This window comes from Streptomyces roseofulvus (genome assembly GCF_039534915.1).
In the GTDB taxonomy this organism is placed as follows: domain Bacteria; phylum Actinomycetota; class Actinomycetes; order Streptomycetales; family Streptomycetaceae; genus Streptomyces; species Streptomyces roseofulvus.
In genome coordinates this window covers 3,718,482-3,731,590 of record NZ_BAAAWE010000001.1, presented here as the reverse complement: position 1 = coordinate 3,731,590, position 13,109 = coordinate 3,718,482, and the positions used below count along the sequence as shown (strand labels likewise).

13 protein-coding genes are annotated in these 13,109 nt (G+C 71.6%); 7 read left to right on the top strand and 6 right to left on the bottom strand.

Features of this window, described 5'->3' with window-relative positions:
* Positions 1 to 80 precede the first annotated feature (80 nt).
* The 6 genes from ABFY03_RS17085 to ABFY03_RS17060 all read left to right on the top strand — a co-directional run bounded on the left by ABFY03_RS17085 (position 81) and on the right by ABFY03_RS17060 (position 6,988).
* Positions 81 to 1,220 carry a zinc-dependent metalloprotease gene (locus ABFY03_RS17085; RefSeq protein WP_319009024.1) on the top strand — a complete coding sequence of 380 codons (1,140 nt, stop codon included), beginning with the start codon at positions 81 to 83 and terminating at the stop codon, positions 1,218 to 1,220.
* A 240-nt stretch (positions 1,221 to 1,460) separates the two neighbouring features.
* The gene (gene tilS, locus ABFY03_RS17080; protein WP_319009023.1) at positions 1,461 to 2,477 is read left to right on the top strand and encodes a tRNA lysidine(34) synthetase TilS; all 1,017 of its coding nucleotides are present in this window, start codon (positions 1,461 to 1,463) and stop codon (positions 2,475 to 2,477) included.
* Between the two features lie 41 nt (positions 2,478 to 2,518).
* On the top strand, positions 2,519 to 3,058 hold the full coding sequence (hpt, locus tag ABFY03_RS17075) for a hypoxanthine phosphoribosyltransferase (protein WP_030219931.1): 540 nt from the start codon (positions 2,519 to 2,521) through the stop codon (positions 3,056 to 3,058).
* Positions 3,059 to 3,243: 185 nt separating this feature from the next.
* On the top strand, positions 3,244 to 5,256 hold the full coding sequence (gene ftsH, locus ABFY03_RS17070; protein WP_346170267.1) for an ATP-dependent zinc metalloprotease FtsH: 2,013 nt from the start codon (positions 3,244 to 3,246) through the stop codon (positions 5,254 to 5,256).
* Positions 5,257 to 5,355: 99 nt separating this feature from the next.
* Positions 5,356 to 5,961: a GTP cyclohydrolase I FolE gene (gene folE, locus ABFY03_RS17065; protein ID WP_346170266.1), complete on the top strand. Its 606-nt coding sequence runs from the start codon at positions 5,356 to 5,358 to the stop codon at positions 5,959 to 5,961.
* Positions 5,962 to 5,998: 37 nt separating this feature from the next.
* Entirely contained in the window at positions 5,999 to 6,988 is a 990-nt protein-coding gene (locus ABFY03_RS17060; RefSeq protein ID WP_346170265.1) for a hypothetical protein, read from the top strand.
* 3 nt (positions 6,989 to 6,991) lie between these two features.
* On the opposite strand, the gene ABFY03_RS17055 is transcribed toward ABFY03_RS17060, so the two are convergent.
* The 6 genes from ABFY03_RS17055 to ABFY03_RS17030 all read right to left on the bottom strand — a co-directional run bounded on the left by ABFY03_RS17055 (position 6,992) and on the right by ABFY03_RS17030 (position 11,832).
* On the bottom strand, positions 6,992 to 7,471 hold the full coding sequence (locus tag ABFY03_RS17055) for a DUF3180 domain-containing protein (RefSeq protein ID WP_346170264.1): 480 nt from the start codon (positions 7,469 to 7,471) through the stop codon (positions 6,992 to 6,994).
* Positions 7,472 to 7,519: 48 nt separating this feature from the next.
* Positions 7,520 to 8,119, bottom strand: a complete 600-nt coding sequence (folK, locus tag ABFY03_RS17050) for a 2-amino-4-hydroxy-6-hydroxymethyldihydropteridine diphosphokinase (RefSeq protein WP_346170263.1) — start codon at positions 8,117 to 8,119, stop codon at positions 7,520 to 7,522.
* A complete protein-coding gene (gene folB, locus ABFY03_RS17045) occupies positions 8,116 to 8,475 on the bottom strand; it encodes a dihydroneopterin aldolase (RefSeq protein WP_030495863.1) in 360 nt (119 codons plus the stop codon). Before folB ends, folK begins: the two co-directional genes overlap by 4 nt.
* A gap of 111 nt (positions 8,476 to 8,586) precedes the next feature.
* Positions 8,587 to 9,084 carry a nuclear transport factor 2 family protein gene (locus ABFY03_RS17040; RefSeq protein WP_319009018.1) on the bottom strand — a complete coding sequence of 166 codons (498 nt, stop codon included), beginning with the start codon at positions 9,082 to 9,084 and terminating at the stop codon, positions 8,587 to 8,589.
* Positions 9,081 to 9,944 (bottom strand): dihydropteroate synthase, encoded by an 864-nt coding sequence (gene folP, locus ABFY03_RS17035; RefSeq protein WP_346170262.1) that lies wholly within the window; start codon positions 9,942 to 9,944, stop codon positions 9,081 to 9,083. The genes ABFY03_RS17040 and folP overlap by 4 nt, the downstream gene beginning before the upstream one ends.
* Positions 9,945 to 9,981: 37 nt before the next feature.
* Positions 9,982 to 11,832, bottom strand: a complete 1,851-nt coding sequence (locus tag ABFY03_RS17030) for a phosphatidylglycerol lysyltransferase domain-containing protein (RefSeq protein WP_319009016.1) — start codon at positions 11,830 to 11,832, stop codon at positions 9,982 to 9,984.
* Positions 11,833 to 11,994: 162 nt separating this feature from the next.
* Here ABFY03_RS17030 and ABFY03_RS17025 point away from each other — a divergent pair, with 162 nt between their 5' ends.
* Positions 11,995 to 13,107 (top strand): alpha/beta hydrolase, encoded by a 1,113-nt coding sequence (locus tag ABFY03_RS17025; RefSeq protein WP_346170261.1) that lies wholly within the window; start codon positions 11,995 to 11,997, stop codon positions 13,105 to 13,107.
* Positions 13,108 to 13,109 lie beyond the last annotated feature (2 nt).

Sequence of the window (13,109 nt, the reverse complement as noted above, 5' to 3'; positions counted from 1 at the left end):
GCCCCGCACCCGGCCGGAACCGCCCCCGCGCGACCCGCCGGACAGGGCCCGATCCGGCGCCGAACCCGTACGGTTGACGCATGACGAGCATCGGTGGTGCAGGCACGTCCGGAATGGTCGACTGGAACCTCGCGGTGGCGACCGCGACCAGGCTGGTCCGCCCCGGCCCCGACGTCGGCCGTGACGAGGCCCGCGCCGTCGTCGCCGAGCTCCGCCGGCACGCCAAGGCCGCCGAGGAACACGTCCGGGCCTACACCCGGATGCTCCCCGAGGGCGGCACGGACCACGACACGCCCGTCCTCGTCGTCGACCGGGCGGGCTGGATCAAGGCCAACGTCGCCGGCTTCCGCGAACTCCTCACCCCGCTCCTCGGCAAGATGCAGGAGCGCCGCGCCGCGGCTCCCGGCAGCGCCGTCCTCGGCGCCGTCGGCGGCAAGGTCACCGGCGTCGAGCTCGGCATGCTGCTCTCCTTCCTGGCCTCCCGCATCCTCGGCCAGTACGAGACCTTCGCCCCGGTCACCCGCGACCTCCCCGGCGCCCCCGAAGGCGGCGGACGGCTCCTCCTCGTCGCCCCCAACATCGTCCACGTCGAACGCGAACTGAGCGTCTCCCCGCACGACTTCCGCCTCTGGGTCTGCCTCCACGAGGAGACCCACCGCACCCAGTTCACCGCCGTCCCCTGGCTCCGCGACCACCTCCAGGGCGAGATCCAGTCATTCCTCGCCGCCACCGAGGTCGACCCCGGCACCTTCGTCGAACGCCTCCGCGACGCCGCCCAGACCCTCGCCGGCGGCCGCCCCGAGGCCGAGGAGGGCGACCCCGCCCCCTCCCTCGTCGAACTCGTCCAGACCCCCGAGCAGCGCGAGATCCTCGGCCGCCTCACCGCCGTCATGTCGCTCCTCGAAGGCCACGCCGACTACGTCATGGACGGCGTCGGCCCCCAGGTCGTCCCCTCCGTCGCCGAGATCCGCGAGAAGTTCCAGCAGCGCCGCGCCCGCGGCGCCTCCCGCCTCGACCTCGCCCTCCGCAAGCTCCTCGGCCTCGACGCCAAACTCCGCCAGTACCGCGACGGCGAACGCTTCGTCCGCGCCGTCGTCGACCAGGTCGGCATGGACGGCTTCAACCGCGTCTGGACCTCCCCCAACACGCTCCCCACCAAGAGCGAGATCGCCGCCCCCGCCGACTGGATCGCCCGGGTCCACCGCCGGGCCGACTCCTGAGGCGAGGCCGAACCGTAGGGCAGACTCCTGGGGCAGGAGCGCCGGACGGCACGACGACACCGGGGAACGCCTCACCAATCACCCATCCGAGGGACCCTGGGGGCGGGGTGAGGCGTGCAATGCTCGGGTAAGGGCCACGTTTCTGTCACCATCGACGCACTCTGAGTGACCGAACACCCCATTCCGACCGTTAAGACTCCGACCGAGGCACCCCACCCCATCCACGAAGGGCACCGAACCATGGGTCCCCATCCTGCGGTCGCGGCGATACGCCTGGCGGTCCGCCGCGTACTCCACGACGTCCTCACCGAGCACCCCACCGACCCCGCCGCCCCCCGCGACACGCACCCCCTCGTGCTCGTCGCCTGCTCCGGCGGAGCCGACTCCATGGCGCTCGCCTCCGCCCTCGCCTTCGAGGCGCGCAAGCTCCCCGTCCGCGCCGGCGGCATCACCGTCGACCACGGCCTCCAGGACGGCTCCACCGTCCGCGCCGACGAGGTCGCGGGCCGCATGACCGCCCTCGGCCTCGGCCCCGTCGAAGCCGTCTCCGTCACCGTCGGCCGGGAGGGAGGCCCCGAGGCCGCCGCCCGCGACGCCCGCTACGCCGCCCTCGACGCCGCCGCCGAACGCCACGGCGCCGCCGCGATCCTCCTCGGGCACACCCGGGACGACCAGGCCGAGACCGTCCTCCTCGGCCTCGCCCGCGGCTCCGGCATCCGCTCGCTCTCCGGCATGGCCGCCGTCTCGGGAACGCAGGGCCGCTACCGCCGCCCCTTCCTCCAGCTCGACCGCCAGACCGTCCGCAAGGCGTGCATCGCCCAGGAACTCGCCGTCTGGGACGACCCGCACAACAGCGACCCCGCGTACACCCGGTCCCGCCTCCGCCACGAAGGCCTCCCGGCCCTGGAGAAGGCCCTCGGCAAGGGCGTCGTCGAAGCCCTCGCCCGAACGGCCCAGCTCTCCCGCGACGACGCCGACGCCCTCGACACCTGGGCCGCCGACGCCGAGACCGCCGTACGCGACGAGGCCGGCGCCCTCGAATGCGCCAAGCTCCACGGACTGCCCCCCGCCGTACGCCGCCGCGTCCTGCGCCGCGCCGTGATCGCCGAGGGCGCCCCCGCCGGCTCCCTCTTCGCCCGCCACATCGAGGAACTCGACCGGCTCATCACCGGATGGCGCGGTCAGGGCGCCATCAACCTGCCCGGCCGCGTCGAAGCCCGCCGCCAGGGTGGCAGACTGGTCATCCGGCAAGGCTGACGCACGCTGCAACGAAAGTGACCCGGGTGAACGAGAAGGACATGGGCACCGACCTCCAGTCGGTGCTCATCACCAAGGAAGAGATCGACGCCAAGCTGGCCGAGCTGGCCGCGAAGATCGACGCGGAATACGCGGGCAAGGACCTGCTCATCGTCGGAGTCCTCAAGGGCGCCGTGATGGTGATGGCGGACCTGGCGCGCGCCCTGTCCACCCCCGTCACCATGGACTGGATGGCCGTCTCCTCCTACGGCGCGGGCACCCAGTCCTCGGGCGTCGTCCGCATCCTCAAGGACCTCGACACCGACATCAAGGGCAAGCACGTCCTGATCGTCGAGGACATCATCGACTCCGGCCTGACGCTGTCCTGGCTCCTGTCGAACCTCGGCTCGCGCGAGCCGGCCTCCCTGGAGGTCTGCACCCTGCTGCGCAAGCCGGAGGCCGCCAAGGTCGCCATCGACGTCAAGTGGATCGGCTTCGACATCCCCAACGAGTTCGTCGTCGGCTACGGCCTCGACTACGCCGAGAAGTACCGGAACCTCCCCTTCGTCGGCACGCTCGCCCCGCACGTCTACGGCGGCTGAGCGGTCCCCGTGTCCGGGGAACCCGCACCGCCTTCCCTCCGTTGAACCACGGGAAGGCGGTCGCGGGCGACGATGCTGAGGTACCGTCCGAAGAACAGCTTTTCTCACACCGCTTTTCACACCGCTTTTCTCACAGAGGCATTTACCTACGGGCAGGAGGGACGGGGCGTTCTCGCTCCGTATGGATGGACGTGAAGCGATACTTCCGTGGGCCGGTCATGTGGATCGTGCTGGCCGTCCTCGCCGTGGTCGTGCTGATGCAGGTCGTCGGCTCGTCCGAGGGCTACAAGACGGTGGACACCGGCAAGGTCGTCCAGGCGATCGACAAGAACCAGGTCAAGCAGGCAAAGCTCACCACCGGTGACGAGCAGTTGATCAAGATCGAGCTCAAGGGCGACGTCAAGATCAACGACAGCAGCAAGATCCAGGCCAGCTACATCGGCAGCCAGGGCGTCGACATCGCCGACAAGCTCCAGGAGAAGTTCGAGGCCGGACAGATCGAGGACGGCTACACCGTCTCCCCGACGAAGCAGTCGCCCTTCGTCTCGATCCTGCTCTCGCTCCTCCCCTTCGTCCTCATCGTGGTCGTCTTCCTCTTCCTGATGAACCAGATGCAGGGCGGCGGCAGCCGGGTCATGAACTTCGGCAAGTCCAAGGCGAAGCTCATCACCAAGGACACCCCGAAGACCACCTTCGCCGACGTCGCCGGCTCGGACGAGGCCGTCGAGGAGCTCCACGAGATCAAGGAGTTCCTCCAGGAGCCCGCCAAGTTCCAGGCCGTCGGCGCCAAGATCCCCAAGGGCGTCCTGCTCTACGGCCCGCCCGGAACCGGCAAGACGCTCCTCGCGCGCGCCGTCGCCGGCGAGGCCGGGGTGCCCTTCTACTCGATCTCCGGCTCCGACTTCGTCGAGATGTTCGTCGGTGTCGGCGCCAGCCGCGTCCGCGACCTCTTCGAGCAGGCCAAGGCGAACGCCCCGGCCATCGTCTTCGTCGACGAGATCGACGCGGTCGGCCGCCACCGCGGCGCCGGCCTCGGCGGCGGTCACGACGAGCGCGAGCAGACCCTCAACCAGCTCCTCGTCGAGATGGACGGCTTCGACGTGAAGGGCGGCGTCATCCTGATCGCCGCCACCAACCGCCCCGACATCCTCGACCCCGCCCTCCTGCGCCCGGGCCGCTTCGACCGCCAGATCGCGGTCGACCGTCCCGACATGCAGGGCCGTCTGGAGATCCTCAAGGTTCACCAGAAGGGCAAGCCGGTCGCGCCCGACGTCGACCTCGCCGCCGTCGCCCGCCGCACCCCCGGCTTCACCGGTGCCGATCTCTCCAACGTCCTGAACGAGGCGGCGCTGCTGACCGCCCGCTCGGACAAGAAGCTGATCGACAACCACATGCTGGACGAGGCGATCGACCGCGTGGTCGCGGGCCCGCAGAAGCGGACCCGGATCATGTCGGACAAGGAGAAGAAGATCACCGCGTACCACGAGGGCGGCCACGCCCTGGTCGCGGCGGCCTCGCCCAACGCCGACCCCGTCCACAAGATCACCATCCTGTCCCGCGGCCGCGCCCTGGGCTACACGATGGTCCTGCCGGACGAGGACAAGTACTCCACCACGCGCAACGAGATGCTCGACCAGCTCGCGTACATGCTGGGCGGCCGCGCGGCGGAGGAGCTCGTCTTCCACGACCCGACCACGGGCGCCGCGAACGACATCGAGAAGGCCACGGCCACCGCCCGCGCGATGGTCACCCAGTACGGCATGACCGAGCGGCTCGGCGCCATCAAGTTCGGCGGCGACAACACCGAGCCCTTCCTGGGCCGCGAGATGTCGCACCAGCGCGACTACTCGGAAGAGGTCGCCGCGCTGGTCGACGAAGAGGTCAAGAAACTCATCGAGACCGCGCACAACGAGGCGTGGGAGATCCTTGTCGAGAACCGCGACGTCCTCGACAACCTGGTCCTGGCCCTCCTGGAGAAGGAGACCCTGGGCAAGGAGGAGATCGCCGAGATCTTCGCCCCGATCGTCAAGCGCCCGGCCCGCCCGGCCTGGACCGGCTCCGCCCGCCGCACCCCGTCCACGCGTCCGCCGGTCCTCTCCCCCAAGGAGCTGGCCCTGACGAACAGCGCGAACGGCACGGCCCCGGTGGACACCACCAAGGGCATCGACATCGCCCCCGAGGACACCCCGGAGCCCTGAGCCCCGGCCCCCGGAATGGAAGCCGCGCCCCCACAGGTTCTAGCCTGTGGGGGCGCGGCTTTTTTCGCGCCATGTCAGACCAGACGGAACGAGGCACAGATGACCGACCCGGTGACGCTGGACGGCGAGGGCACGATCGGCGAGTTCGACGAGAAGCGCGCCGAGAACGCCGTACGAGAGCTCCTCATCGCGGTCGGCGAGGACCCGGACCGCGAGGGTTTGCAGCAGACGCCTGCACGCGTTGCACGTGCGTACAGGGAACTCCTGTCAGGGATGCGACAGGAGCCCGAGGATGTCCTGACCACGACGTTTGACCTTGGTCATGACGAAATGGTCCTCGTGAAGGACATTGAACTCGTAAGCTTCTGTGAACATCATCTCCTCCCGTTCCACGGGGTGGCCCATGTGGGCTACATCCCGGCGGAGAGCGGGAAGATCACGGGCCTGTCCAAGCTGGCTCGTCTGGTCGATGTCTATGCCCGCCGTCCGCAGGTGCAGGAACGTCTCACCACTCAGGTGGCGGACTCGCTGATGCGCATTCTCGAGGCGCGCGGGGCGATCGTGGTGATCGAGGCCGAGCACATGTGCATGTCGTTGCGCGGCATCCGCAAGCCGGGCGCGAAGACGACGACCTCGGCGGTGCGCGGGCAGCTTCGCGACGCTACCACCAGGGCCGAGGCCATGTCCCTGATTCTGGCACGTTAGGGGCGAACCGCCCGCCGTGCTCCCTACCGTCCGCGGTATGGGATACGGCCTTGCGAGCAAGATGCTCGTCAATCTGGTCGGAGGCCGCGTTCAGGCGAGGAACGTGGCCTCCGGTGACATCGTGTGGACCCTGGACGGGGACCGGACGGTGCGGACCACCGTCACCGGCGTGGCCGCCGTCAAGGCGCGCCACGCCGTCGAGGTGGTCACCGACCACACGGCGTTCCTCGCCGGCCCGGACCTGCTGCTGCGCACGCCGGACGGGTGGACCCATGCGGCGGACGCGGCAGGGGCGGCGGTCGCGTGGACGCCCGCGCGGAAGCTGTGCCGGGAGCGGCTGACGATCCGGCCGGGGTACGACTTCGGCTACTTCGTGGGTGCCACGTGCGCCGACGGTACGGTCGGCAAGAACTACGTCTCCCTCGTGGTGAACGAGGAAGCTTTCGCGAAGCGGTACGCGACCGCGCTGAAGGCCTGCACCGGGCTGCCCGCCCGTCTGGAGGCGGTCAGCCGGCCATCAGGCTTTCTGCAGCGGGACCTTCCCGGCTTCCGGGTCAGGGTGGTCTCCTCGTACCTCTCCGACGCTCTGCGCCACTACGTGGGCGGAGACGCTCACCACCTGCGGCAGGGTTTCCCCCGGGTGGTGCTCCGCGACATCGACACCTTCAACGGATTCCTCGACGGTTACGTCGAGGGCGACGGCTGCCGGATCAAGGCCTGGCCGGGCAGGATGATCGTGAGTGCCAACGCCCCCTTTCTGGCCGAGCTCGCCCGCGTCATCGGGGCGCGGTTCACTCCGAGGTCCCAGGGCGCCTCCCAGCTCGTGGTCTCGGACCGCTGGCAGACCCGTGGCACCTTCACGCCCGAGCACCACCCCCTGCACCCACCCGAGTCGTCCTGGGCCCAGATCCGCGAGGTCCGTCCTCGTCCCGCACTCGGCGCGAAACCCTTCACCTTCTACGGCTACCGCCTGGCCCCGTACCCCACCTTCCTGGTGAACGGGCACCTGGCCCGGGAGCCCTGGTAGGGGTCAGGCGGCGGGGGCGCGGCCCTTGTCGTCGTCCTCGGGGAGCTTGCAGACGCGTTCCAGGAAGAGGGCGGCGGCGATGACGCCGAAGGCGGCGACCACCGCGGCGGCGGCGTAGAGGGCCTGGTCGCGGCGGGCGGGGACGTCGAGGGAGCCGAGGAGGAAGACGCCCACGCCGCCGTAGAGGCCGGCGACGAGGGCGGCGACCAGGGCGCTGGCCTGGCCGAAGACGACCGCGCGGGCCGCCATCAGGGGTTCGACGCCCTTGGCGCCGGGGCGGCGCTCCCGCTGGGCCCTGAGGCGGGCCCGGATCGAGAGGGCGGTGGCGGTGAGGACCACCGCGATCACGGCGAGGACGACGGGCGCGGCGAGCGGCACGCTGGGGAGCGTGCCGACGGAGTCCCAGAGGCGCGCGGCGCCCCAGGAGAGGATGCCGGCGACCACGAAGAGTCCGGCGAGCACCTTGAGCCGCAGTTGTTTCACCGGGTGTCCTTCACGTGGTCGCGGGTGGTCTGCCACGTAGCGTAACGACTACTCGGGGAGACGGAGTTCCAGCTCGGTCCGGGGCGTCACGCCGGCGCGGTCGACGGCGGCCAGCAGGGCCGCCACGGGGCCGTGGCCGGGGAGCTGGGCCTCGGGGTCCACGTCGTGCCAGGGGGCGAGCACGAAGGCGCGCTGGTGGGCGCGGGGGTGCGGGAGGGTGAGGACGGGGTCGTCGGAGACCACGTCCGCGTACGTGATGATGTCGACGTCCAGCGTGCGGGCGCCCCAGCGCTCGTCCCGGACGCGCAGGAACGCTTCCTCGACGGCCTGGGCGCGCTCCAGGAGCGAGGAGGGCGGGAGGGTGGTCCGCACCACGGCGACGGCGTTGAGGTACGAGGGCTGGCTGCCCGGCTCGACGCCCCAGGGCTCGGTCTCGTAGACCGGCGAGACGGCCTTGACGCGCAGGCCGGGGGTGTCGGCGAGGGCGTCGACGGCTCCCTGGAGGTTCTCCAGGCGGTTGCCGAGGTTGGCGCCGAGGGCGAGGACGGCCCAGTGCGGGTTGGAGAGGGTGCTGTCGGCGGCGTCGACGGCCGCGACGACCGAGGCGGGTACGGGCTGGACGGTGGGGTCGCTCTGGGTCGGCTTCATCGTCGGCTCCGGGTGATCGTGACGGTGACGTCGTCGAAGGGGACGGTGATGGGGGCGTCCGGCTTGTGGACGACCACCTCCACCTCCTGGACGCCGGCGTGGCTGAGACACTGCTGGGCGATGCGCTCCGCGAGCGTCTCGATCAGATCGACGGGTTCGCCCTGGACGACGTCGACGACCTCCTCGGCGACGACGCCGTAGTGGACGGTCTTGGTGAGGTCGTCGTCGGCGGCCGCCGGGCGGGTGTCGAGGCCGAGGACCAGGTCCACGATGAAGGTCTGCCCCTCCTCGCGCTCCTTGGGGAAGACGCCGTGGTGACCTCGGGCCTTGAGGCCGCGCAGCGCGACACGATCCACGCGAATCACTCCTGCTGTCGTAGTTGCGGAGGCACGCAGCCGGGTGCGGACGGCCGGGTGTCCTCCATCGAATCTACCTGCGGGCACCGACAGCGCTTGCTGTCGGGGCTGTCAGGCGGAGGGTCCGGGGTCGGCGTCACCGGCCGCGGGGGGCGTGCCGTCGTCCGCTTCCGCGATGACGGGGGAGGCGTGGTGCGACCAGATCCGCCAGCCCTCGGGGGTCCGGCGGAAGGCGTTGGTGGCGACGACGAGCTGGCCGACGAGGGGGCCGAGCTCGGCGCCGTCCTCGGCGGGGCCGCCGCTGAGGATGTTCTCGGTGCAGGTGACGAGGGCGGTGTCGCCGGAGAGGGAGACGCGGACGTCGGTGAGGAAGAACTGGATGTAGTCGGTGTGCGCCATGATCAGCGCGTACGAGCGGAGCACCTCGCCGCGGCCGGTGAGGACCGGCCAGCCGGGGTGCACGCAGGAGATGTCGGTGGTGCCGTCGTCGAGCCAGAGCTGTTCGAGCCGTTCGAAGTCGCCTTCCTCCATCGCCGTGTAGAAGGCGGTGTTGGCGGCCTCCACGGCGTCCCGGTCGGCGGCGCGTCCGGGCTCGCGCCCGCCCGTCACCGGGCTCCTTCGACGGCGCGGGCGACGCGGACGGCGTCGGCGGTGGCCCGGACCTCGTGGACGCGGACGGCCCAGGCGCCCTCGTGGGCGGCGAGGGCGGAGACGGCGGCGGTGGCGGCGTCGCGCTCGCGGGCGGGCGGCGGGGTGGCGCCGGGTTCGCGGGTGAGGACGTGGCCGAGGAACCGTTTGCGGGAGGCGGCGACGAGGAGGGGGCGGCCCAGGGCGCGCAGCTCGGGGAGGTGGGCGACGAGGGCGAGGTCGTGGGGGGCGAGCTTGGCGAAGCCGAGGCCGGGGTCGATGACGATCCGCTCGGGGGCGATGCCGCCGTCGACGACGGCCTCCATCCGGGTGCGGAGCTCGGTGACGACCTCGGTGACGACGTCGTCGTAGACGGCGAGGCTGTTCATGTTCTCGCTGAAGCCGCGCCAGTGCATGACGACGAAGGGGACCTCGGCGGCGGCGACGGCGGGGACCATGCCGGGGTCGGCGAGGCCGCCGCTGACGTCGTTGACGAGGGAGGCGCCGGCCGCGACGGCGGCGGCGGCGACGGAGGCCCGCATGGTGTCGACGGAGACGGTGACGCCTTCGGCGGCGAGGCCGCGGACGACGGGGACGACCCGGCGGAGCTCCTCGTCCTCGTCGACGCGGGTGGCGCCGGGCCGGGTGGACTCGCCGCCGACGTCGACGAGGTCGGCTCCCTCGGCGACGAGGTCGAGGCCGTGCTTGACGGCGGCCGTGGTGTCGAACCAGCGGCCGCCGTCGGAGAAGGAGTCCGGGGTCACGTTGACCACGCCCATGACCGCGCAGCGGTCCCACTCGGGGAGGCCGAGGGGGGCGCCCCGGTCGATCGTCGTACTCATACGACCAGCGTAGGGCCCGTCGCGGTGAGGGGCGGTTTCAGGCCGCGCTGACCTCGTGCTCGCGGGTGCCGCGCGGGGTGACGACGTGGGCGCAGGGGCGGGGGGTCCTGGCGGGGCGGCGGCGGGCGAAGGGGCGCGGCAGGGCGAGGGTGAGGAAGCCTTCGGCCTGCATGGCGGCGAGGCCGATGCGGGGGAGGTCGCGGCCGGCGCGGTAGACGACGAAGCGGGGTTCCCAGCGCGGCTGGAACTTGGCGTTGAACTTGTAGAGCGACTCGATCTGGAACCAGCGGGAGAGGAAGAGGAGCAGGCCGCGCCAGACCCGGAGGACGGGGCCGGCGCCGATCCGTTCGCCGCGGGCGAGGGTGGAGCGGAACATGGCGAAGTTGAGGGAGACGCGCCGGATGCCGAGGGCGGGGGCGGCCTGGAGGGCGGCGACGATGAGGAGCTCGTTCATGCCGGGGTCGGCGGAGCGGTCGCGGCGCATGAGTTCCAGGGACATGCCGTCGGGGCCCCAGGGCACGAAGTGGATCATGGCTTTGAGGTCGCCGTAGGGGCCTTCGGGGCCGCCGTCCGGGTCGGTGAGGTGGGCGGTCGCTATGACGGCGTCGCCGTCGCCGGGGGCGCCGATGCGGCCGAGGGCCATGGAGAAGCCGCGTTCGGTGTCGGTGCCGCGCCAGTCGGCGGCGGCCCGGCGGACGAGGTCGAGTTCGTCGGCGTCGAGGTCGCGGACCCGGCGCACGCGCGTGGTGTAGCCGTTGCGTTCGATCCGCTTGACCATCTGGCGGACGTTGCGCATGGCGCGGCCGGAGAGGGAGAAGGCGTCGACGTCGATGACGGCCTCGTCGCCGAGTTCGAGGGCGTCGAGGCCGGTCTCGCGGGTCCAGACCTGGCCGCCGGTCTCGGAGCAGCCCATGACGGCGGGGGTCCAGGAGTGGGCGCGGGCCTCGTCCATGAAGCGTTCGATGGCGCCGGGCCAGGCCTCGACGTCGCCGATGGGGTCGCCGCTGGCGAGCATGACGCCGGAGACGACGCGGTAGCAGACGGCGGCCTTGCCGCTGGGGGAGAAGACGACGCCCTTGTCGTGGCGGAGGGCGAAGTGGCCGAGGGAGTCGCGGCCGCCGTGCCGGTCGAGGAGGGCGCGGAGGGCGGTCTCGTCCTCGTGGGTGAGGCGGGCGGCGGGGTGTTCGGGGCGGAGCGCGAGGTAGATCGTGGTGAGGGCGGTGAGCATGCCGAGGGCGCCGAGTGAGTAGCCGACGGTCCAGTCGGCGCCGTGGGTGTAGGCGACGGGGCCCTCGACGCCGAAGAGTCCGAGGAGGACGTGTTCGAGGCGGTCGGTGAGGCTGGGGTCGCCGACGACCCGGCGGGGGTGGGCGCTGACGACGACGAGGCCGAGGGCGAGCGAGCCGGCGCCCATGACGACGAAGTTGGCGAGGGCCCGCCAGCGGCTGCGGGGGTCGGGGAGGGCGGCGAACTGGTCGCGGTGGCGCAGCAGCAGGGCGAGCAGGGCCAGCGAGAGCAGCGAGCCGAGGACGGAGTGGCGCCAGACGAACTGGGCGGCGGCGCCGAGGGGGAGGAGCAGGACGACGGCCCGCCAGGCGCGGCGCTTGTGCCGCTTGAGGCCGTGGGCGAGGAGGAGCAGGAGGACGCCGGCGCTGAGCGAGACGGCTGCGGAGAGCGGCCCGAGGGTGCCGGGGAGGACCTCGGCGAGGGCGTGGACCCGGCTGGCGCGGAACCGGGGGAAGACCCCGGCGGCGATGTCGACGAGTCCGATCAGGGTGCAGGCCGTACCGACGAGGGAGGGGACCTTCTCGGGGGCCGGGCCGCTCAGAAATCGGCGGACCCGAACCGGAACCGATGATGTTTTGTCCCCATCTACCGTGACAGACATCGCTTCCCGCGCTTCCCGTTCTTCTGTGGTCGTTTTCCGGCCCTGTTCGGGGCTCCCCTTAGGACGGGGCTGCGCGGGGGCGGGTTCATTCGGGCACAGGAAAATTCTCAGGAAGTCGTCGGGACGTCCGGGAAGTCAGTCTCAGGAAGGTTCGGACGGCTCATGGGTCTCACCAGCGGCAAAGCCCTCGTCACGGCGGTGGCGGTGGCCGTCGCGCTGTTCTCGGTCACGGTGGTGCTGTGGCCCCGGCTGGCCCGGCGGGGGTGGCGGCCGGTCTGCGGCAGGGTGGGGCTGCTGCTGGCGACGCAGCTGGCGCTGTTCGCGGCGGTGGGCCTGGCGGCGAACCGTTCCTTCCTCTTCTACGGCTCGTGGGCGGACCTGTTCGGGCAGGAGCAGGAGATGGGGGTGGTCGTCGACCACGGCGCCGCCTCGAAGGACGTCCGGGTGGTGGGGACGCGCGCCCTGGACGTCCCGGGCGGCGCGCGGCCGGCGGTGGGCGGGCAGATCCAGCAGGTGGTGGTCCGGGGCGACCGGTCGGGGATCACCTCGCCGGCCTTCGTCTATCTGCCGCCGGAGTACTTCCAGGAGCGGTACGCGAAGCGGTCCTTCCCGGCGGCGGTGGTCCTGACGGGGTATCCGGGGACCGCGGAGAACCTGATCAAAGGGCTGAAGTACCCGCGGACGGCCTACCTCCAGGCGCAGGAGGGGAAGATGCAGCCGATGATCCTGGTCATGCTGCGGCCGACGGTGGCGCCGCCGCGGGACACCGAGTGCGTGGACGTGCCGGGCGGGCCGCAGACGGAGACCTTCTTCGCGGAGGACCTGCCGAAGGCGGTCTCGGCGGCCTACCGGGTGGGCTCGAAGCCGCGGAACTGGGGGTTCATGGGGAACTCGACGGGCGGGTACTGCGCGCTGAAGATCGCGCTGAACCACCCGGACCGGTTCGCGGCGGGCGCGGGCTTCTCGGCGTACTACAAGGCCGCGGAGGACGTGACGACGGGCGACCTCTTCCGCGGCGACCAGGGGCTGCGGCACCGGGCCGACCTGCTGTGGAGCCTGGACCACCGGCCGCAGCCGGCCTCGTCGTTCCTGGTGACGACGTCGAAGACGGGCGAGGGGAACCTGAAGGGGACCCGGGAGTTCATCCGGAAGGTGAAGAGCCCGGCGCGGGTCTCCTCGATCACGCTGGAGAGCGGCGGGCACAACTTCACCACCTGGAACCGGGAGATCCCGCCCGGCCTGGTGTGGATGAGCGGGAAGCTGCGGGCGGACTGACC

Coding starts and splice junctions, on each gene's coding strand:
- ABFY03_RS17085 (WP_319009024.1), top strand. CDS start 81: ATGACGAGCATCGGTGGTGCAGGCACGTCCGGAATGGTCGACTGGAAC.
- tilS (WP_319009023.1), top strand. CDS start 1,461: ATGGGTCCCCATCCTGCGGTCGCGGCGATACGCCTGGCGGTCCGCCGC.
- hpt (WP_030219931.1), top strand. CDS start 2,519: ATGGGCACCGACCTCCAGTCGGTGCTCATCACCAAGGAAGAGATCGAC.
- ftsH (WP_346170267.1), top strand. CDS start 3,244: ATGGACGTGAAGCGATACTTCCGTGGGCCGGTCATGTGGATCGTGCTG.
- folE (WP_346170266.1), top strand. CDS start 5,356: ATGACCGACCCGGTGACGCTGGACGGCGAGGGCACGATCGGCGAGTTC.
- ABFY03_RS17060 (WP_346170265.1), top strand. CDS start 5,999: ATGGGATACGGCCTTGCGAGCAAGATGCTCGTCAATCTGGTCGGAGGC.
- folK (WP_346170263.1), bottom strand. CDS start 8,119: ATGAAGCCGACCCAGAGCGACCCCACCGTCCAGCCCGTACCCGCCTCG.
- folP (WP_346170262.1), bottom strand. CDS start 9,944: ATGAGTACGACGATCGACCGGGGCGCCCCCCTCGGCCTCCCCGAGTGG.
- ABFY03_RS17030 (WP_319009016.1), bottom strand. CDS start 11,832: ATGTCTGTCACGGTAGATGGGGACAAAACATCATCGGTTCCGGTTCGG.
- ABFY03_RS17025 (WP_346170261.1), top strand. CDS start 11,995: ATGGGTCTCACCAGCGGCAAAGCCCTCGTCACGGCGGTGGCGGTGGCC.